We start from the raw sequence: 19,956 nt of genomic DNA, 5'->3' as shown, positions 1-19,956 counted from the left end.
TATATCGGCATTGGAAAATTAAAAGACTAATTCTGAAGAAATAAGCTTGGAGGCCGCGAAGTTGTTACTGATATGGATAGGCATTATTGTTGTACTTGCAGGTGTTGTTGTACTTTTTATGAATGTTTACCCACACTTTGGGAGAAAACCATCGAAAGCCAAGGCCAAGGATCTCTCTCGTTCGGTTCAGTATGTGAACGGAAAGTTTGAGAATGCGGTCCCAACGATGATGGATATGGGCTTCAAAACAACGGTAAGCATTTTGCGTGATTTTATCAAAAGCAGTCCTAATCGACGTCCGTCGAGTCCGCCTGTTATGGATGTTCCTTCTTTCAGCAAAGATAAGGAAACGAAGGTTACGTGGTTTGGCCACTCGGCGTCTCTTGTAACGATGGATGGGAAGTCCTTGCTCTTAGATCCTATGTTTGGCAAAGCACCTTCGCCATTTCCATGGTTCGGTAAGGGAAGATATAGTGGAGGCTTGCCTTTTGAAATTGCCGAATTGCCTGAGATAGATGCTGTTCTTTTGTCACATGATCATTATGATCACTTGGACTATGGGACGATAATGAAAATAAAGGATAAAGTAGGCAAATTTATTGTTCCCCTTGGGGTCAGTAGTCATTTGATTCGATGGGGCATCCAGCCGGGGAAAATCGAAGAGCATGATTGGTGGGACGAGTTTACGTTCGAAGGGCTGACACTCGCTTGTACGCCGGCAACTCATTTCTCGGGGAGAAGCTTAACGGATCGAGGAGCTACACTATGGTGCTCTTGGGTGATCGCAGGGGTGAATTCTAAGATCTTTTTCAGTGGGGATAGCGGATACGCTCCTCATTTCAAAGCCATTGGCCAGAAGTATGGACCCTTTGATTTGACATTGATGGAATGTGGGCAATATGATGATCGTTGGTCTGATATTCATATGATGCCGGAAGAAACGGTTCAAGCTCATATAGATGTTAAAGGCAAGCTGATGATACCGATTCACTGGGGAGCATTCACCCTAGCGGTTCACGATTGGAATGATTCGGTGTCGCGTGCTGTAAGAGCCGCATATGCCAACGAGGTAGCTATTGCAACGCCGAGAATGGGCCAAACGATTCATGTACATGCAGCTGAATATCCGCAAGCACCTTGGTGGAGTTAAGGGGGCAGAGGCTGAGAACTGGATACTGAGTCAACCTCATGGTATTATGGATTAGGTTGGAAGTTCGATGGATCAGGAGAGAAGAAGAAGCTATGGATGAACAAAAAAGGGAAAGAAAATTTCATTTTCTGGGTGTATTGTTAGGTGTAGCCGTTGATAACATAGGAACTTATATATCGACTGCGTTATTTGGCAGTATTTATTTTGCTGGTAAACCCGTAAATGAAGAAACGATTAACGCGATTTATTCGAATGTAGGATTATTGCTTCTGCTTATGGTCATGGGCTTATTTTGGTCATTTTTTGGAGGATATATCGCGGCAAGAGTCGCAAGACGTGCGGAATATTTCAATGCTGCTATTATAGGTGTGATCGGCGCAGCAGTCGGATTTGATTCGATGTTGACGGATCATGGGATTCCATTATGGTTCGAGTTAATCGGTTTCGTTGTGATTATTCCGATTTCGCTGCTAGGCGGATATGTGGCTTTAAAGAGAAAAAAGACACCTTTAAAATGAACAAAGAAAAGAGACTCGGTGCTGAACCGAGTCTTTTCTTTTGACTGTTTATATCTTCAGCTTGTTGTCGTTGGGATGTGAGCAAGCATGGTGGCTTTCACTTTATTGATGGTTTCATTCAAATCCATGTTCTCAAACACATGCTCACAATCTTTGCGATAGGAAACTTCTTCTATGTAGTGATTCATGTAGTGGTCGATTACATCTGTAGAGGTATTGTGCGCCAGCAGGCGTTCCATAATTGTTTGTTTGCTGACATAGATGAACAAGCGGACAGCACGTTCTCCATAAATGTATTTGAAACGGTTGGCTGCGTAGCGATTAACGATGACGTAGATAAAGCCGTTTTTGCTAAGGGCGTCGTCAAGATCGGCTTTTTTGATACCGTAAAAATGACCATCAATTTCAGCAGTTTGAAAAAATTCTCCGGCGATATCACTATCAATAAAGGCTTTGCGAGTGATGAACGTATAATCCTTGCCGTTGACTTCTTTAGGTCTTGGTGTGCGTGTTGTATAGGAAACAACGGAGGAGAAGCCAAGCTCTTGGGCAATACGGTGGGCGATGGTTTTGCGACCCGAACCGCTTGTACCGGTAAAAACAAACACCAACCCATTGTCAGGACGACTCATATCAATTCCTCCTTCATATAATGAAAGCGATATCTTGATGTCTCTATTATAGTATGAAAATTCAGATAATTAAAGAGATTCTTTTAAGATGACATTGAATTCTAGGTTAGGAGATCGTGTATAATAGATAGGAGAATCAGGCTTAGATAGAAAGGATTTTGAATATGCCCAAATATGCGAATGCGAGTGCGGATGCGACCGCTTTTTTACGTCAGAAGACAGGTAGCAGTCAGTTGGAATGCTTTACTTATATTGATCCGGAGCATGAGGAGCTAAGTTTTTTTATCGTAAAAACGAGCAATAAAGTCATTCATGTATCCTTTGGGGAAATCACCTTTGACCGGGCAAATTATCAAAGTTTAATAGAGGGGCTATATCGTGTCATTTATGAATAAAAACGTGACAAAGCCTCTTCATAGATGATAGGATGATCCTAATTGCATATCAAAGGTTCTAGGTGCTATATATATGAAAGTTATATAGTTAAATGGGAAGACCGGTGAGAAACCGGCACGGACCCGCCACTGTAATAATCACGCCGCACGAAGACGGCAGCTCTTAGCAAGATGTCACTGGGTAGAAACCTGGGAAGACGCGAAGGGAGATTAAAGTCAGGAGACCTGCCTAGATCAACAACACAATAACCCTACGAGGAATTAGGGAGTGTTAGAGATCGGTTACTCCAGTTATATTAACGTGTAGTAATTTACGAAGCATTTCTAACATATCTCATGTTGGACGTGCTTTTTTTGTTTGTTTATTAACGGGAAAGGGTGATCCGAATTGGCAGGAAAATTGCTCATTATTGGCTTTGGCCCAGGGAGCTACGAACATATTACGAAGCGCGCGCGTGAAGCCATTCAAGAAAGCGAAGTAATTATCGGCTACAACACGTATGTTGATTTGATTGCAGGTCTGCTTTCAGATCAGCAAATTGTGAGAACGGGAATGACCGAGGAAGTAAGCAGAGCGCAAGAGGCTGTTAGACAAGCCAAGCTAGGTAAGAAAGTGGCGGTCATTTCAAGTGGAGACGCAGGTGTCTATGGGATGGCTGGTCTCGTGTATGAGGTACTAATGGAGCAAGGGTGGAAGCGCGAGGGCGGCGTTGAGGTTGAAGTCGTGCCTGGCATTTCATCTGTTCATTCCACGGGTTCATTGCTTGGAGCGCCAATCATGCACGATTCTTGTACGATCAGTTTGAGCGATCACCTTACGCCATGGGAGTTGATCGCGAAGCGGGTGGAAGCCGCGGGGATGGCGGATTTCGTCATCGCCTTGTATAACCCGCGTAGCGGGAGAAGAACGAGACAAATTGTTGAAACACAAAAGATACTACTCAAATATAGATCTCCGTTAACGCCGGTCGGTATTGTGAAAAGCGCCTATCGGGACCGTCAACACATCGTGGTGACTACGCTCGAAGATATGCTGAATCATGATATTGGCATGCTGACGACGATTATTATTGGGAATTCGGCTACCAAGCTGTATGAGGGACTTATGATTACACCTCGCGGCTATCAGCGCAAATATACGCTAGGTGCGGAAACACAACCGCTGAAACCGCATCAACGTCTGAAATCAGAAGCGGAGCCTTGGGCTCTCGAGCAATTGGAAGAGGAACAATTCACGGAGTCTTTTGAAGTGTACGATGAAGAAGACGAGTTCGGGTTTATTGAAGAGGATGAAGAGGATACGGGAATCGAAGAGCCCATCCTGCTGAAATCGTCACCGAGTCCTTCTATGCGTAATTCACTCGAATTAGCAATGGAAGCCTTACAGTTAGTTTCTCAGGGAACGGGAAGCAATATTGCCGAAGAATTTAATAACCACTTGACCGCAACGCAATCTATCTTTGAGTTTGCCGTTAGTCCGGGTATCGCGAATAAAAAGTTGTCTGCCGTTCAGCTGATAGCCATCGGTGAGATTGTCGGAGAGCGCGGAGATATAGAGTATTCGCCTCATCATCAATTGATTGTGCGGGTGCAAACCGATAATCCGCAGCAAATCACTACGGAGTTAAGCGCATTAGGCTTGCTGCTTTCACCAATTGGCGACGTAGCACAGATTAAAGCGTGTGACTTCTGCAATTTGGAAAAAGGGGATTCAATTCCTTATGCGGAAGCGATCCACAACCGAATTGGTCATTTGGAAGTGCCCAAAGAATTGAAAATTGGGTTTAATGGGTGTGGAATGGCTTGTTACGGCGCGGTTCAACAAGATATCGGCATCGTGTACCGCAAAGAGAAATTCGATTTATTTCTTGGCGGAAAAACAGTTGGAAGAAATGCACATGCGGCTCAGCCTGTAGCTGAGGGCATAGACCCGGAAGAACTGGTTGAACTAGTGACACGAATTGTTGAACGGTATCAAAAAGAAGGACATCCGAATGAGCGGTTTCATAAATTTTTCAAGCGTGTCAAAGAGATTGAAGGATATCGCCATCAAGAGGCGGTTGGTTTTGTCATCGAAAATGCGCTTTGCGGGGATTAAGTAGAGGAGGAAATAGGGATGAATGCAGTTTTATTTGTGGGTCATGGAAGTCGGGAAGAAGGCGGGAATGAAGAAGTGCGTCTCTTCGTTTCGGAGATTGCAAGCAAGATGAAGGAACAAATTGTAGAAACTTGTTTTCTTGAATTTGTCCAGCCAACGATTATGCAAGGCATTGACCGTTGTATTGAATTAGGCGCAACGCATGTTGTGGTAATCCCGATTATTTTATTTGCAGCAGGTCACGCCAAAATCCATATCCCGTCTGCGATTGATGATGCCAAGCAGAAATATCCGTTAGTGAAGTTTACATATGGAAGACCGATAGGAGTACACGAGCAAATTCTTGATATTTTGACATCGAGAGTTGAGGATCTTGGCATACATGTGAAGGAGGAATTAGCAGAAACGGCGCTATTGATCGTAGGCCGGGGAAGCAGTGACGCTGATGCCAATAGCGATCTCTTCAAAATTTCACGTTTATTTTGGGAAAAGCTTCAAGTGAAGTGGGTTGAAACAGCTTTTATTGGCGTAACCGCGCCTCTGATGGATGATGGTGTAGAACGGTGCTTGCTGCTCGGAGCTAAGAAGGTAATCGTACTGCCGTATTTCTTGTTTACAGGTGTATTGATTCAACGGATGGAAAAGATGGTTGAAGGATATAGAGCTACTTATCCAGATAAACAATTCCAGTTAGCGCCATATTTTGGCTTCCATCCGCTGCTGCAAGATATTCTGATCGGCCGGGCACAAGAAGCACTTCAGGATGAAGTGAAGATGAATTGTGATATGTGCCAATATCGTCTGGAAGCGATGAAGCATATCGACCATCATCACCATCACGATCATGATGATCACCACCATGATCACGACCATCACGACCATGACCATCACCATGATCACCATGATCATCACGATCACGATCACGACCATCACGATCATGATCACCATCATGACCACGACCACGCTCACACTGGAGGCAGCAAATGATGATTCTCGTACTTGCAGGTACAAGCGATGCCAGGGAACTGGCTTTGGGAATTCGTGCAGCCGGTTATGAAGTGCTGACCACGGTCGTAACGGAAAGTGCTGCGAAGAGCATGGAGACAGAAGGCCTGCCTGTTCTGACAGGGCGCTTGACGTCTGAAGACATGAAACAACTCATCGAGCAGAAGGAAATTCGCATTGTTGTTGATGCGACACATCCTTTTGCCGAAGAGGCTTCGAAGAACGCAATGGCCGCTGCCAAGCTTGCTGTCGTCCCCTATGTGCGCTTCGAACGCCAAAGCTTATCCATTGAGCAAGGCGCCCTTGTCACAACGGTGGATGACTATAAACAAGCTGCTGAGCTGGCAGCTGATAAACGTGGGAATATTATGCTCACAACTGGCAGCAAAACATTAAAAATCTTTGCTGATCGTCTGATCGGACTTCCGGATACAAGACTTATTGCCCGGATGCTGCCGCGTCAGGACAATATGGAGAAGTGCGAAGAGCTAGGCATCGAGCAAAAAAATATTATCGCTATGCAGGGACCATTCTCCAAAGAGTTGAATAAAGCACTCTATGATCACTACAAAGTGACTTTGATGATCACCAAAGAAAGCGGAAAAGTCGGAGCTGTGGATGAGAAACTGGAAGCAGCTTTGGAGATGGGCATACCGAGCATTGTAATCGGCAGACCTGAGCTTGAATATGGAACGCTGTATTCCGATTTCAACGGTGTCATTCAATTTATTAACGATCGTACTCAAAAGGAGGACTAACTCGCATGGATTTTCATACAGAATTTAAACCACTAACCGTTCAACCACAGGAAATTGAAGAGAAAAGCTTTGAAATGATTACAGAGGAACTGGGGGAGCATCCCTTTACAGCGGAGCAATATCCGGTTGTTCAACGGGTTATTCACGCATCCGCGGACTTTGAATTGGGACGCAGTCTCGTTTTTCATCCGCGAGCCATTGAAGCAGGTATTGCTGCGATTCGAGCAGGTAAAATTGTTGTGGCCGACGTTCAAATGGTCCAAGTCGGTATCAGCAAGCCTCGCATTGAGCAATTCGGCGGCGATGTCAGAGTCTATATATCCGATAAAGATGTGATGGAGGAAGCGAAGCGCTTAAATACGACGCGGGCCATTATCTCCATTCGCAAAGCGATCAAAGAAGCGGACGGAGCCATCTATGCGATTGGAAATGCTCCTACGGCATTGCTGGAATTAATTCGTCTTGTCAAAGAAGGAATTGCCAAACCTGGGCTGATCGTCGGCGTACCGGTAGGATTCGTATCCGCAGCGGAGTCCAAGGACGAATTGGCCAAGCTGGATATTCCGTTTATTACGAATATTGGCCGTAAGGGCGGCAGCCCTGTTGCCGTGGCGGCAGTCAATGCGCTGTCGATCATGGCGGCGCGTAAGGAGTAGCGCCTATGCAGGAAGTACCGGACAAGCCGCTGCGTCACGGCTATACCACCGGCTCCTGCGCAACCGCAGGAGCGAAGGCAGCTCTGCTGGCGCTCATTGAGCAAGCGCCGCAAGCGCTCGTGCACATCCGTATCCCCATCGGGGAAACGGTCGAATTTGTCCTCCACAGCTGCAGCTTTACGCCGCTGTGGGGCGAGGCCGCCGTCATCAAGGACGGTGGCGATGATCCCGATGCGACGCACGGTGCCGAAATCATCGTGCGCGTGAGCTTCCGTGCCGAGCCTGGCGTCGGCATAGATGGCGGCGTTGGCGTGGGGCGCGTGACGAAGCCCGGCCTGCCGGTAGAAGTCGGTCAAGCTGCCATCAACCCGGTCCCGCGGAAAATGATCCGCGAAACCGTGCAAGAGGTGCTTGACCAATACGAGATCGAGCACGGCGTAGACGTGCTCGTTTCTGTTCCCGCCGGCGAAGAGATCGCCAAGAAGACGCTCAATGGGCGTCTGGGCATCCTCGGCGGGATTTCGATTCTGGGCACTCGCGGCACCGTGGTGCCATTCTCGACTGCCGCCTACAAGGCGAGCGTCGCGCAGGCGATCCGCGTTGCGGTGAAATGCGGCTGCGATCAGCTGGTGCTGTCGACCGGCGGCCGGACGGAAATTTACGGTATCCAAATGTATCCGGAGCTTCCGGAGGAAGCCTTCATCGAGATGGGGGATTTTGTTGGATTTGCTTTGACGCAAGCGCAGCGCCAAGGCATCCGCAAAATTACTCTCGTTGGCATGATGGGGAAATTTTCGAAAGTGGCCCAAGGTGTCATGATGGTCCATTCGAAGTCGGCAGCTGTGGATTTCGAATTCCTTGCCCAAGTGGCGATTGAATCAGAGGCGCCAGATGAGCTTGTTGCAGAAGTAAGAGGTGCGAACACGGCCTCGCAGGTTGGGGATATGATGGCTGCGCAAGGCTATTTGCGATATTTTGAACGATTGTGCGAGCGCTGCAATTTGGCTGGACTTGAAGAGGTAGGTCGAGACGGGTTTGATCGCATAGAAACGGTCATTATTTCAATGAAAGCCGAGCTTTTAGGGAAATCGGCCATGGTGAAAAGCAGTGGGAATGGAGAGATGGGATACGAATGAGTACAAATGTGAAAGTAATCGGAATCGGCGATAGCGGTCAAGGGAGCCTAATCCCTTTATATAGCAAGTGGATCAACGAATGTGAAGTTTTGGTTGGCGGTGAGCGCAACCTGGCTTTTTTCCCGAACTTTGCCGGGGAGAAAATCGTGATTAAAGGCAGCTTGCCTGAGCTTATACATAAGCTTCAGACGGAGGAGCGCTCGGTCGTTATTTTGGCGTCGGGCGACCCGCTGTTTTATGGCATTGGCGGTTATGTCGCGAAGAAGCTGGAAGGCGTGCAGTTTTACCCAGCTGTCAGCTCGATTCAATTGGCGTTTGCCCGCATGGGGGAAAGCTGGCACGACGCGTATATTACAAGTGTACATGGGCGCAGCATCAAGGGCTTGGCACAGCGGATTGACGGCAAAGACAAAATAGCGCTCCTCACGGATGAAACCAATTCCCCAAGCGCCATTGCGTCCTATTTGCTTTCTTATGGCATGACGGAATACCGGGCTTTCGTTGCGGAGAACTTGGAGGGAGACGAAGAACGATGCGGTTGGTATGAGTTGGAACAGCTGCGAGAAGCTTCGTTTTCGCCGTTAAATGTTGTGATACTGAAAAGACAATCAACAGGTCCTGTATGGCCGCTAGGCATCGAAGATGATCAATTTGCCCAACGCAAGCCAGATAAGGGGCTCATTACGAAAAAAGAGATACGCGTATTAAGCATTAGCCAATTAGGGCTTCGCGCAGATAGCGTTGTCTGGGATATTGGCACGTGTACTGGCTCTGTTGCCATTGAGGCGGCTCGGATTGCCCGTGAAGGCGCTGTATTTGCTATCGAAAAAAACGAAGACGATCTTCGCAACTGCCTGGAAAACAGCGCGAAATTCCGCGTGGATTTAACGGCAGTGCACAGCAGGGCGCCGAAGGGCTTGGAAGGCTTCGCAGATCCGGATGCCATCTTTATCGGTGGAAGCGGCGGAGAAATGGAAGAACTGCTGGCGGTTTGTGCTTCCAGATTGAAACCGAACGGCCGTATTGTTCTGAACGCTGCAACAATAGAGACGCTTTATGAAGCGGATAAAACATTTGCCAAGGTTGGCTTCACGACGCAAATTGCGCTTGTCCAGGTTTCGCGCAGCAAACCGATCTTACATATGAAACGATTTGATGCACTGAATCCTATCTACATCATTACCGCAGAACGCAAGCAGGCAGATAGCGAGGGAGGAAGCAGTGATGAGTAAACTTGGAACACTTTATGGTTTGGGTGTTGGTCCCGGTGACCCGGAATTGATTACAGTGAAAGCGTTCAGGTTGTTGAAAGAGTGCCCGGTTATCGCATATCCAAGAAAGAAACGCGGTGCGAAAAGCTATGCTTTGGCCATTACTGAGCTTTATGTGAATACAGAGCAAAAAGAGATGATGGGCCTAACGTTTCCGATGACTAGGGATAAAGAAGCGCTTGAAATACAGTGGACGAAAACGGTTGAAAGTGTCTACGCGCATTTGATACAGGGGAAAGATGTTGCTTTTGTAACGGAAGGCGATCCGATGATTTACAGCACCTACATCCATTTGATGCGCCTCATGAATGAACGTCATCCGGAAGTCAAGGCTGTTTCTATTCCTGGCATATCGTCTATTAACGCCTCAGCTTCTCGCTTAGGCATCCCGCTGGCGGATGGTGATGAACAAATTGCCATCGTTCCGGCGATGGATGACTATGACAAAATGCGTAAAGCGATTGAAGAGCATGACTGTGTCGTGTTTATTAAAGTAGCAAAGGTCATTGATTTAATGCTGTCCGTTCTTCGTGATCTAAGTCTTGTGAGCAAAGCTTCTGTGTTAACCAAAGTAACTTCATCGGAGGAAGAGATTTGGCGCAATGTGGATGAGCTGCAAGGACGGGAATTGGAATATTTAACTTTGATGGTGGTGAGAAAATAGATGAAACTTTATATTATTGGCGCAGGTCCTGGCGATCCCGATTTAATTACGGTGAAAGGCTTGAAGCTGCTTCAGGAAGCGGACGTTGTCATGTACACGGATTCGCTTGTGAATGAAGAACTGATTGCCAAAGCAAAGCCTGAGGCGGAAGTGTTGAAAAGCTCTGGCATGGATTTGACAGAGATGGTCGCAATCATTGTCGATCGCTTGAAACAAGGGAAAATGGTTGTTCGCGTTCATACGGGTGATCCGGCTATGTTCGGTGCTACGATGGAGCAGATTGCTTTACTGCGTAAAGAAGATATTGGGTATGAGATTATTCCCGGCGTTAGTTCAGTTTTCGCCTCTGCCGCGGCTGTTGGTGCGGAATTAACCATCCCCGATTTGACGCAGACAGTAATCCTAACACGTGCCGAGGGACGTACGCCGGTTCCTGAGCTTGAGAAGTTGCGAGATCTTGCCGCACATCATTGTACGATCGCTTTGTTCTTGAGTGCGACCCTGATCAAGAAGGTTGTGAGCGAGTTTATGGAAGCGGGATGGAGTGAAGATACGCCAGTTGCGGTCGTACAGCGTGCTACATGGCCGGATCAGCTTATTGTTCGTACCACAGTAGGACAATTAGAAGCGGATATGCGAACGCATGGTATTCGCTCTCATGCGATGATTCTGGCGGGATGGGCGCTGGACCCGGAAATTCATGGGAAAGAAGAATATCGCTCCAAGCTGTACGACAAATCATTCACGCACCGCTTCCGCAGAGGTGTTAAACCATGACGATAAGCCTCAAAGAGGGGATAGTCCCGGAAATTCGTCAACAGAATGATTATGCGGTTGTGGCTATCACGAAGCATGGTGTTGAGATTGCGCGCAAGCTGAATGAGCAGATGAGCGGCACGGATGTTTATTACATGAGCAAGTTTACCAAAGGTGATGAAGAGCAGCGCTCCATTCAACTGTTTGAGGGTAGTGTGCGCATGTTGTTTCCTGCTCTTTTCCCTGCTTATCAAGGACTTATTATCATTATTTCGCTGGGTGCAGTTGTTCGAATGATTGCCCCCTTGCTCAAGGATAAGAAGAAAGATCCAGGGGTTGTTGTGATTGATGATAATGGGGAGCACGTTATCAGTGTACTCTCCGGTCATTTAGGCGGAGCGAATGAGTTAACGCATGAAGTTGCCGCAGCGATTAACGCCAAAGCCGTCATCACAACAGCTTCCGATGTCCAGAAAACGATTCCTGTCGATCTCTTTGGTCGTCGTTTCGGATGGGTTTGGGAATCAGCCGATAAGCTGACACCGGTCAGCGCGGCAGTTGTGAATGAAGAAAAGATTGCGGTGATCCAAGAATCAGGTGAGCCTAACTGGTGGACGCATGATCGACCGATCCCGCCGAATATACAGCAATTCAGCTCTATTGAAGAGGGACGGGCAAGCAGCCCCAATGCGGTGCTGCTCGTTACGCATCGTCTGCTCCAGCAGGAAGAGATGAGTATTCTGACGAACGGCGTCTTGTATCGACCTAAAGTGATCGTGTTAGGTATAGGATGCAACCGCGGAACTTCTGCCGAGGAAATTGAACAAGTTATTCGTGAGACACTGGATGAGCTGTCTTTTTCAATACGTAGTGTAAAAGCTGTCTGCACCATTGATTTGAAGCAGGATGAAGCAGGATTGCTTGAGGTGACTCGCAAGTATGGCTGGGAGTTCAACTATTACACGCCCGAGATGCTGAACACAGTGAGCGTAGAAGCACCTTCTGAAACGGTATTTAAGTTCACGGGAGCTTATGCTGTGAGTGAACCGGCTGTGAAGTTATACACCGGTCATAATAAGCTGGCCTTAATTAAGAAGAAATCAGCAAATGTCACCATTTCAGTAGGTTTGCTCGAATTTGGTATTGCCAAAGAGGATGAGCGAGGTGGCTTGTAATGGATCGCAGGCTTGTGATTGCCGGTACAGGCAGCGGTGTCGGGAAGACAACGTTGACGATTGGTATTATGGCTGCTTTACAGAAGCGAGGTCTTGCTGTTCAAGGGTTTAAATGCGGCCCCGATTATATTGATCCAACGTATCATACAGCCGTGACAGGAAGACCCGCCCGCAATTTGGATTCTTGGATGGTTCCGCGGGAAGCGGTGAAAGAAATATTTCAACGTGGCAGCAGCGGCGCTGATATTTCGTTAATCGAGGGCGTTATGGGCATGTTTGATGGCAAGGACCCCTTATCTGATGAAGGAAGCACAGCAGATATCGGGCGTCTTCTTGGGGCTCCGGTTATCCTTGTTGTCAATATTGCGAGCATGGCAAGAAGTGTTGCCGCGATCGTGCGAGGATTTCAGCAGTTTGGTCAAGGAGACCGGATTGTTGGCGTAATCGCTAATCGAGCAGGCAGCGAGGGGCACTATAAGCTGGTGAAGCAAGCCATTGAACAGGAATGCGGTATTCCTGTGTTCGGCTATTTGCCTAAGGATGCCGGCATGGAGCTCCCTGAACGGCATTTGGGACTTGTTCCCTCCATTGGGCGTGGAGAGCTGCAGCCATTTTTTGACCAATTAGCAGATAAGGTAGCTAGGCATGTAGATCTGGATCAACTGCTTGAAGCTGCTGTAGCTGAACCGATCGAAAGTGGGCCGTACTTATTCCTAGCTGGAGATCGTCCGCAAGCAAAGCGTGTCAAAATCGCGATTGCCAAAGATGCAGCCTTTCATTTCTATTATCCTGAAAATTTGGAGCTGTTAGAAGCAAGCGGGGCAGAGTGCATTTACTTTTCTCCACTGGCAGGTGAAGCTGTTCCTCTTGAAGCGGACGGGCTATATATCGGGGGCGGTTTTCCCGAAGAGTTTGCGGAACGTCTAGCTGCTGATGAAAAAGTTAAGTCATCTGTCAGAAACCGAATTCTTGACGGCATTCCTACCCTTGCGGAGTGCGGCGGTTATATGTATTTGACGGAATCCATTGCCGATACGGCAGGAAATGACTATCCGATGGTTGGCATCGTTCCAGGTAAAGTCACGATGCAGAAGAAGCTGGCTGCGTTAGGTTATCGGGAGGTCACAGGAGCTGAAGGTAACTTCTTGCTTTCATCCGGCGCACAAGCCCGCGGTCATGAATTTCATTATTCGACCATTCAACTGAATGAGCAGGCAGACGGGCAGGCAGCCTTTCAATCCAAAGGCAGATTGGGAACCAAAGCGGAGGGGTACTTGCTCGGAAATTTGGTTGCTGGCTATACCCATTTGCATTTCGCATCTAATCCCAATATCGTGAGCTCTTGGCTGGAAGCTTGTGTAAACTATCAACGAAAGCGCAAATAACAATGAAACCCCTTAGCTTGTCAGCTAGGGGGTTTCGGTTTGCGTGAGGCATTATTTTATGAAAGTCAAAGCTTGGTCCGCAATGGATTGTTTGTAGCGGTCAAGACAGTTGCAAAGGTAATCTTTGCGGCAAATCGGGCATGGTTCTTTCATCAGTCTATTCAGATCAGTTACTTTGCCGATGCCTGTTTCGGAATCTCTCTCGAAGAACAGACGGCATTTATTGCGGTCTTTCAACGAAACGACGACCTCGAAAAGGCCATTTTTTTTATTGTCACTAACGATTGTTGCATCTACTACTTGTGGATCATATGCCATTGAAATTCCTCCTAAGAGTTTTGCTTCAGCAAAACTTTTTACGTCAGCTTAAGCATAAACTTGCATGCCCATGTCTTTGTTCGCTTGGGCGCGTTAGTATATTATATAAATAAAAAAGATTTTATTCAATAGGAGGTCCTATAAGGTGATCATGGACTATTGTGAGCAGGAAATTTTGGAAGAAATGGTACAGGTGCATATAGGACTACAATTCGAAGATGAGCCTGATTCCTTGTATGTAGCAGAGTTAGCTGTGGGGGATGATGGTTATGTGACAGAATGGAAGTTGTTTTTTAATGGCTTTGATTGTAAATATACGTTTCGCCCCGATGAAATTGAGGCCTTAATTGACTATGCAGGCGAGCATGGAATTGTTATTCAAGCACTTAAATCCTCATGAAAAAAGGAATCGTCCCCATGCGAATGGTTCAAATTCCTTGATTTGTGCTTATGCTGTTGTTTGGCTTGCAGTTCCTTCAAAGTAGGTGTAGCTTTGGAGACCGGATTTAAACCATGCCAGTGCAGCCGTTGAAGTGCTGGATCAAGCTTGCCTTCACGTAAACAGCGCTGCCTTTGTTTCTGTGCTTGAGTTCGGGACATGTGATGACCTCTTTTCTTCTTATACGTTCTGTTTTATTCTAGATCTACTTTATTTTAAACAATTAAAGCAGCGGCAGCAATGGAAAGATTGCTTAAAATCAGATGTTATTTTGGTTTGCTTAGGGGGAAATGCTATGCGTATTCAAGTTCAATTGGCCATCAACGGTGAAACAGTCAAGCAGGACGTGCTTGAGATTGCTGAGCAAAAGCTTGGTGAAATGACGGATGAAGAAATCGAAAGTGCGATTGAAGTCAACATTCGGACATGGATGGATCGGATGGTGCAGGTGGAATGGGAAGTTATCGAGGAATAGACCGCTGAATGAAGCAGATAAATGGAGCAGTTAAATGGCTAAGAGCCCCGGATGGGATATCCCAATCGGAGCTCTTTTTTGCTGCGCATGCTATGTATGTTTAGTGAACGATGTTGTCTACTCCTGTCTTCTGCAAGGCATGTTCCCAGCTTGGGTAGTAATAGAGGGCGTTTTTCATTAGATCAGGGTGTAGCTTCTTCACATTCTTTTTGGCTAGTGATTCCCCGGTGTTGTGAAGCTGTACAATGTGGCCTAAAACTTCATCTGCGCTCATGTTTAGCTCCATGGATCGTGTTCTCCTTTCCATCAGAATATAACCCAATAGTTGCCATCTAATTGGCAATTTATACATAGAAGTTCGTGGTTAAGGTTAAAATAACGGCATCCTGCAACGAAAGGGAAGTCGGTCTGCCATGAACTGGTCCTCACTGTCTTTGTTTACTTCAAAACCGCTGCCTCTTTGCAAAGGAAAGATAAGCGTAGGCGCGATTACGAAAGTATTGCTGCGTGATTTACCGCCTGGTAGAATCGTCGTTCTTCAGCATCGCGACTTGGATGAAGTCGTGGCTCAAGAGCTTATTGACCATAAAGTAAAGGCTGTTATTAATTGCCTGACGACGATGAGCGGCGCCTATCCGACCCAAGGACCGCTCATGCTGCTGCAGGCGCAAATTCCGATTTGGGAAGTAGACAGCTCGATGTTCGATTTTTTTACAGCGAATTCAGAAATAGCTATATACGAAAATGAGGTTCGAATAGGTCACTTTCATATGGCCTGTGCGTCTTTCACCAAGGAGAAATGGCTCCATTTCCAGCAGCTTGCGCATGCACAATCCAACCAACTGCTTGAGCAGTTTATTGAAAATTCGTTGACCTATGCGATGCGTGAAAAAAAGGCAGTTCTGGAGCCGCTGCCGTTGTTGCCGCTGCAAACCGAGATGACAGATAAGCATGTGCTTATTGTTTCCAGAGGAAAAGGCTATAAGAAGGACTTATTGGCTGCCAAAGCATTCATTGCCGAAGTTAAACCTATCCTTATCGGTGTTGATGGGGGAGCCGACGCGCTGCTTGAATTAGGCTATCAGCCTCATTTCATTGTGGGCGATATGGATAGTGTGACGGATGAAGCGCTGTTTTGCGGAGCAGAAATCATCGTTCATGCTTACCCTGATGGTACAGCGCCAGGACTGGCTCGCACGAATCGACTGGGGCTGTTTGCACATGTATTGCCCTGCTTTGGAACGAGTGAAGACGCTGCCTTGCTGTTAGCCAATGAGCATGGAGCGCAGTGGTTGGTTACGGTGGGAGCGCATACGCATATGATTGATTTTCTGGAAAAAGGGCGAGAGGGTATGGGCAGCACACTGCTGGTGAGAATGAAGATTGGGGCCAGACTGGTGGATATTAAAAGTATTGGGGTTCTATATAAGATGCCCCATTTCTGGAGAAGAGAAGCGGTTGCAACCATAGTGCTCTCGCTCTTCTTTATCGCGCTTGGGTTCTTTCAAATGCATTGGATTCTGGGACGTATCGCCCATGTCGTGTGGCGATTAGGGGGAGAATGATGAAGCCCTTCGTATCGATTATTATTCCGGCTTGGAATGAAGCGGATGTCATTCAGGAAACGCTGGAGCATATCCAGAGGCAAGTGAACGTTACTCCTCAAGAGAGACTCAGGATTGAAGTGATTGTAGTGGATGACGGGAGCCGGGACAACACTTATGAAGTGGCTTGGCCTTGGGTGGACAAGCTGGTGAAGCATTCGCGGCGCCGCGGCAAAGGAGCGGCGCTGCAGTCTGGCGTCGCCAAGGCGCGCGGCGATCTGCTGCTCTTTCTGGACGCCGACCTGCGGGCTACGGCGGGAGAGGCGTTTGTCCTCATCGAGCCGCTGCTGCGGCGCGAAGCGGACATGGCGATAGCGAAGCTGCCGCCGTCCCGCGGCAAAGCTGGCTTCGGCTTGGTGAAGGGCTTAGCCCGCCGCGGCATTTACCGGCTCAGCGGCTATGAGACCGAAGCTCCCTTGTCCGGACAGCGCGCGGTGCGCGCTGATCGGCTGCGGGAGCTGGGGAAGTTCGCCCGCGGCTTCGGTGTCGAAGTCGCGCTGACGATTGATGCGGCGCGCAGCGGCCTGCGCATCGTGGAGCTGAACGTGCCAATTTCGCACCGGGAAACGGGGCGGGATTGGCACGGCTTCCTTCACCGCGGCAAGCAGTTCGCCGCGGTAGGGTGCACGCTGCTGGCTCGCTGGAAAGGGAGGAAGCGGGTATGGGTCTCATCGGATCAATCCTCGATCTGATTGTGCTTGCTGCCGCAGGGCGGTGGCTGCTGCCGCACGTACAGAGGTTTCTGACGGCTCATGGGCAAGTGGAACTCAACTATGCTGGCCTGATGATTCCAAGAGGGATGGGAATCGTGCTTTGGCTGCTTCTGTGGCTTCAGGAGCTGATGCTGCAGGTGGCAGCTTGGGTGCTGCAGCGTAATGAATGGATGTGGTCAGCCAATTTAGGCAATTTAGGAAGTCAACTGCAGGATTGGGAAGCAAACAATCGCACATATACGCTGGCGGCGACGATCATTTTCTTGCTTGGGTGGACGGATGATGTCATTGGCAGCAAAACGGTAAAAGGGCTAAGGGGCCACTTCCAGTACTGGATTGAAACCAAAATCGTATCTATGGGGGCGGTCAAGGCAATAGGGACACTCGCTGTCGCAATGTGGCTTGTGATTTCGCTCCGAAACGGAGAAACCCCCATCTGGCAGATGGGGGTGCAGCTTCTCTTGCTCGTTCTGATGACGAACGCCCTGAACTTAATGGACGTTAGACCGGGACGTTCGTTAAAAGTGTATGTGGGCATTGCTTTATTTGTCGTGATTGTTGGTTTGCTCGGGATGACGATCCCGATGATGGGCTTGCTGCCAACGATGCCTGTATGTATAGGTGTGCTGTTACTGTACAAGTCAGATATTGGAGGACGCGGGATGCTGGGCGATGCGGGCGCTAATTTGCTCGGTTTTACCCTTGGCTATGGGGTGATTCTATCTTTTCCATGGCTGGCGCAATGTGTGATGATGATAGGACTCATCTTCCTGCATAAGCTTGCCGAGACAAGCTCCCTGACGAAACTCATTGAGCGGAACCGTTTCTTGAATTGGTTAGACCATTTAGGCCGGACTTGAAGGTTCGGTCTATTTGCGGCGTTTGGGTTTAAAACGCGGTGCAAGATAATTGCGTTTGCGGTCGCGAAAAAAGGTCCAGCCGCCGATAAAAGCAACGCCTAATAGAAATAAAATTAAGCCTAGAAAAAATTTCCCCCAAAGGAAGTGACCTTCCAGATTAAACTGGGCAAAAAAAGCATCTTTCATGGCTAGAAACCCATAAGTGGCGGTCAAACCAGGAATAACGAGGAGTAAAATGGCAATAAATCGATAAAATGGGGCTTTCATAGCTGCTCCTTACTGTTTGGTCTCATGTTTTTTTCTATCATCATACTCTGAATCTGTTAGTGTGTCTAATTCACAAATAAGACTATGATTTCGAAGTCAAAAAAGGGTAATATAATAGAGACTAATGGTTACATATGTGGAAAGCGAATGCCTAATAAGGAGGAATTACAGATGAGTGAACATAGATATGATGTTGTTGTCTTAGGCGGAGGAATTGGTGGCTACACCGCTGCAATCAGGGCTGCACAGCTTGGCAAGACGGTAGCGATTGTGGAAAGAGAGAAGCTTGGTGGCACTTGTTTGCATCAAGGCTGTATTCCAAGCAAGGCTTTGCTGCGCAGCGCAGAAGTGTATGCAACGATGCAAAAAAGCGAGGAATACGGGATTACGGCACAATCCGTTGAGCTGAATTTTGATCGTGTGTTGGCACGCAAGCAGCGAATTGTGGACCAACTCCACCAAGGCTTGCAATTTCTGATGAAGAAAAATAAAATCACGGTGCATGCAGGCAATGGCCGGATTATTGGACCTTCGATCTTTTCTCCGCGCAGCGGCGCGGTTTCTGTTGAGAAAGAAGACGGAGATATTGAAACGCTTCTCTCGAGCAATTTGATCATCGCTACCGGCTCCAGACCGCGCAGCCTGCCAGGTCTTGCGATTGACGGTACGCACATTCTGACAAGTGAAGATGCGCTGCGAATGGACGAGCTGCCGAAGTCAATTATTATCGTAGGCGGCGGTGTCATCGGGGTGGAGTGGGCGTCCATGCTGCGTGATTTCGGCGTAGAGGTGACCATAGTGGAGCTTGACAAGCGGTTGGTTGCGTTGGAAGACGCGGATATTTCGAAGGAGTTGGAACGCTTATTCAAGAAACGTGGCATTAACCTAGTTACAGGTGCTAAGGTTCTTGCGGATTCGGTGAAGATTGAAGAAGGTGCTGTTACCCTGCAAGCGGACAAGCAAGGGGAAATCATTGAATTAAAAGCCGACAAGGTACTTGTCTCGGTTGGTCGTATGGCGAATGTTGAAGGAATCGGACTTGAGAATACCGACGTCAAGATTGATAAAGGTGTCATTCGTGTAAATGCCTTCATGCAAACGACGGAATCTCATATTTATGCGGTCGGCGATGTGATTGGCGGACTGATGTTAGCCCATATGGCCGGACATGAAGGAATTCTGGCGGCAGAACATATTGCCGGTCAAACCCCTCATGAGCTGCAAGCCCATCTTGTCGCCAAATGTACATATACAAGACCTGAAATTGCCAGCGTCGGATGGACGGAGCAGCAAGCCACAGAGCAAGGACATAAACTGAAAATTGGCAAATTCAGCTTTAAAGCGATTGGGAAAGCTCTCGTTTATGGAGATACGGATGGATTTGTTAAAGTCATAGCGGACAGTGAAACGAACGATATTCTAGGTGTTCATATGATTGGGCCAAGTGTGACAAACAGCATTACGGAAGCTGCTTTGGCGCAAGTGCTGAATGCGACACCATGGGAAGTTGGCCAAACGATTCATCCTCATCCAACATTATCGGAAGCTTTGGGCGAAGCGATGCTTGCAGTGGATGGGATTGCAATTAGCGGATAAAAATTGTAATCATAAACATTTGCGTTTATAATAAGCTTATAGAGTCAAGTCTTAGGACCAGGTATTAAGTTTTGGTCATTAAAAT

General features: G+C 47.8%; 24 protein-coding genes and 1 riboswitch. Of the genes, 19 read left to right on the top strand and 5 right to left on the bottom strand.

Annotated features, from left to right (window positions below; genetic code table 11):
• Positions 1–61 precede the first annotated feature (61 nt).
• Together HQN90_RS02530 and HQN90_RS02525 are read left to right on the top strand one after the other, a co-directional pair.
• Positions 62–1,150 (top strand): MBL fold metallo-hydrolase, encoded by a 1,089-nt coding sequence (locus tag HQN90_RS02530; RefSeq protein WP_246362005.1) that lies wholly within the window; start codon positions 62–64, stop codon positions 1,148–1,150.
• A 92-nt stretch (positions 1,151–1,242) separates the two neighbouring features.
• On the top strand, positions 1,243–1,668 hold the full coding sequence (locus tag HQN90_RS02525; RefSeq protein ID WP_173216097.1) for a hypothetical protein: 426 nt from the start codon (positions 1,243–1,245) through the stop codon (positions 1,666–1,668).
• Between the two features lie 56 nt (positions 1,669–1,724).
• On the opposite strand, the gene HQN90_RS02520 is transcribed toward HQN90_RS02525, so the two are convergent.
• A complete protein-coding gene (locus tag HQN90_RS02520; RefSeq protein WP_173216095.1) occupies positions 1,725–2,300 on the bottom strand; it encodes a guanylate kinase in 576 nt (191 codons plus the stop codon).
• 164 nt (positions 2,301–2,464) lie between these two features.
• Here HQN90_RS02520 and HQN90_RS02515 point away from each other — a divergent pair, with 164 nt between their 5' ends.
• The 11 genes from HQN90_RS02515 (at position 2,465) to HQN90_RS02465 (ending at position 13,599) form a co-directional block, all read left to right on the top strand.
• The gene (locus tag HQN90_RS02515; RefSeq protein ID WP_173216093.1) at positions 2,465–2,695 is read left to right on the top strand and encodes a hypothetical protein; all 231 of its coding nucleotides are present in this window, start codon (positions 2,465–2,467) and stop codon (positions 2,693–2,695) included.
• Between the two features lie 43 nt (positions 2,696–2,738).
• Positions 2,739–2,942, top strand: a riboswitch (cobalamin riboswitch).
• 141 nt (positions 2,943–3,083) lie between these two features.
• A complete protein-coding gene (cobJ, locus tag HQN90_RS02510; protein ID WP_173216091.1) occupies positions 3,084–4,793 on the top strand; it encodes a precorrin-3B C(17)-methyltransferase in 1,710 nt (569 codons plus the stop codon).
• 18 nt (positions 4,794–4,811) lie between these two features.
• The gene (locus HQN90_RS02505; RefSeq protein WP_173216090.1) at positions 4,812–5,780 is read left to right on the top strand and encodes a sirohydrochlorin chelatase; all 969 of its coding nucleotides are present in this window, start codon (positions 4,812–4,814) and stop codon (positions 5,778–5,780) included.
• Complete coding sequence (gene cobK, locus HQN90_RS02500; RefSeq protein ID WP_173216488.1) at positions 5,780–6,556, top strand: precorrin-6A reductase; 777 nt, start codon at positions 5,780–5,782, stop codon at positions 6,554–6,556. Before HQN90_RS02505 ends, cobK begins: the two co-directional genes overlap by 1 nt.
• A 5-nt stretch (positions 6,557–6,561) precedes the next feature.
• Positions 6,562–7,212: a precorrin-8X methylmutase gene (locus tag HQN90_RS02495; RefSeq protein WP_079409570.1), complete on the top strand. Its 651-nt coding sequence runs from the start codon at positions 6,562–6,564 to the stop codon at positions 7,210–7,212.
• A 5-nt stretch (positions 7,213–7,217) separates the two neighbouring features.
• Positions 7,218–8,348, top strand: a complete 1,131-nt coding sequence (locus HQN90_RS02490) for a cobalt-precorrin-5B (C(1))-methyltransferase (protein WP_173216088.1) — start codon at positions 7,218–7,220, stop codon at positions 8,346–8,348.
• The gene (gene cbiE, locus HQN90_RS02485) at positions 8,345–9,580 is read left to right on the top strand and encodes a precorrin-6y C5,15-methyltransferase (decarboxylating) subunit CbiE (protein WP_173216086.1); all 1,236 of its coding nucleotides are present in this window, start codon (positions 8,345–8,347) and stop codon (positions 9,578–9,580) included. The genes HQN90_RS02490 and cbiE overlap by 4 nt, the downstream gene beginning before the upstream one ends.
• A complete protein-coding gene (gene cobI, locus HQN90_RS02480; protein WP_173216084.1) occupies positions 9,573–10,283 on the top strand; it encodes a precorrin-2 C(20)-methyltransferase in 711 nt (236 codons plus the stop codon). Before cbiE ends, cobI begins: the two co-directional genes overlap by 8 nt.
• Complete coding sequence (cobM, locus tag HQN90_RS02475; RefSeq protein ID WP_079409574.1) at positions 10,284–11,060, top strand: precorrin-4 C(11)-methyltransferase; 777 nt, start codon at positions 10,284–10,286, stop codon at positions 11,058–11,060.
• The gene (locus HQN90_RS02470; protein WP_173216082.1) at positions 11,057–12,214 is read left to right on the top strand and encodes a cobalt-precorrin 5A hydrolase; all 1,158 of its coding nucleotides are present in this window, start codon (positions 11,057–11,059) and stop codon (positions 12,212–12,214) included. Before cobM ends, HQN90_RS02470 begins: the two co-directional genes overlap by 4 nt.
• Complete coding sequence (locus HQN90_RS02465; protein ID WP_173216080.1) at positions 12,214–13,599, top strand: cobyrinic acid a,c-diamide synthase CobB; 1,386 nt, start codon at positions 12,214–12,216, stop codon at positions 13,597–13,599. Before HQN90_RS02470 ends, HQN90_RS02465 begins: the two co-directional genes overlap by 1 nt.
• 51 nt (positions 13,600–13,650) lie before the next feature.
• On the opposite strand, the gene HQN90_RS02460 is transcribed toward HQN90_RS02465, so the two are convergent.
• A complete protein-coding gene (locus HQN90_RS02460; RefSeq protein ID WP_079409577.1) occupies positions 13,651–13,917 on the bottom strand; it encodes a hypothetical protein in 267 nt (88 codons plus the stop codon).
• Between the two features lie 145 nt (positions 13,918–14,062).
• Here HQN90_RS02460 and HQN90_RS02455 point away from each other — a divergent pair, with 145 nt between their 5' ends.
• Positions 14,063–14,317, top strand: coding sequence for a hypothetical protein (locus tag HQN90_RS02455; protein ID WP_173216078.1), 255 nt, complete (start codon positions 14,063–14,065; stop codon positions 14,315–14,317).
• On the opposite strand, the gene HQN90_RS02450 is transcribed toward HQN90_RS02455, so the two are convergent.
• Positions 14,296–14,517, bottom strand: a complete 222-nt coding sequence (locus HQN90_RS02450; RefSeq protein WP_173216076.1) for a hypothetical protein — start codon at positions 14,515–14,517, stop codon at positions 14,296–14,298. The two genes, HQN90_RS02455 and HQN90_RS02450, sit on opposite strands and share 22 nt — an antisense overlap.
• A 134-nt stretch (positions 14,518–14,651) precedes the next feature.
• On the opposite strand from HQN90_RS02450, the gene HQN90_RS02445 reads away from it, so the two are divergent.
• Positions 14,652–14,831, top strand: a complete 180-nt coding sequence (locus tag HQN90_RS02445; RefSeq protein WP_079409580.1) for a hypothetical protein — start codon at positions 14,652–14,654, stop codon at positions 14,829–14,831.
• Positions 14,832–14,931: 100 nt separating this feature from the next.
• Here HQN90_RS02445 and HQN90_RS02440 read toward each other — a convergent pair whose 3' ends face one another.
• The gene (locus HQN90_RS02440) at positions 14,932–15,117 is read right to left on the bottom strand and encodes a hypothetical protein (RefSeq protein ID WP_173216074.1); all 186 of its coding nucleotides are present in this window, start codon (positions 15,115–15,117) and stop codon (positions 14,932–14,934) included.
• A 127-nt stretch (positions 15,118–15,244) separates the two neighbouring features.
• Between HQN90_RS02440 and steA the strand changes: the two genes are divergently transcribed.
• From steA to HQN90_RS02425, 3 genes are read left to right on the top strand one after another with little or no spacing between them, the layout of a single operon-like run.
• The gene (gene steA / locus HQN90_RS02435) at positions 15,245–16,396 is read left to right on the top strand and encodes a putative cytokinetic ring protein SteA (RefSeq protein WP_173216072.1); all 1,152 of its coding nucleotides are present in this window, start codon (positions 15,245–15,247) and stop codon (positions 16,394–16,396) included.
• Complete coding sequence (locus tag HQN90_RS02430) at positions 16,393–17,127, top strand: glycosyltransferase family 2 protein (protein ID WP_338042267.1); 735 nt, start codon at positions 16,393–16,395, stop codon at positions 17,125–17,127. The genes steA and HQN90_RS02430 overlap by 4 nt, the downstream gene beginning before the upstream one ends.
• Complete coding sequence (locus HQN90_RS02425; protein WP_173216070.1) at positions 17,097–18,008, top strand: MraY family glycosyltransferase; 912 nt, start codon at positions 17,097–17,099, stop codon at positions 18,006–18,008. Before HQN90_RS02430 ends, HQN90_RS02425 begins: the two co-directional genes overlap by 31 nt.
• Before the next feature lie 9 nt (positions 18,009–18,017).
• On the opposite strand, the gene HQN90_RS02420 is transcribed toward HQN90_RS02425, so the two are convergent.
• On the bottom strand, positions 18,018–18,275 hold the full coding sequence (locus tag HQN90_RS02420) for a DUF2627 domain-containing protein (protein ID WP_173216068.1): 258 nt from the start codon (positions 18,273–18,275) through the stop codon (positions 18,018–18,020).
• A gap of 171 nt (positions 18,276–18,446) precedes the next feature.
• On the opposite strand from HQN90_RS02420, the gene lpdA reads away from it, so the two are divergent.
• A complete protein-coding gene (gene lpdA / locus HQN90_RS02415; protein WP_173216066.1) occupies positions 18,447–19,871 on the top strand; it encodes a dihydrolipoyl dehydrogenase in 1,425 nt (474 codons plus the stop codon).
• Positions 19,872–19,956 lie beyond the last annotated feature (85 nt).

The sequence above is a fragment of the Paenibacillus alba genome (assembly GCF_013204855.1).
Lineage (GTDB): Bacteria > Bacillota > Bacilli > Paenibacillales > NBRC-103111 > Paenibacillus_E > Paenibacillus_E alba.
The sequence above is the reverse complement of the archived record's forward strand: the minus strand, read 5'-3'. Positions and strand labels throughout refer to the sequence as shown.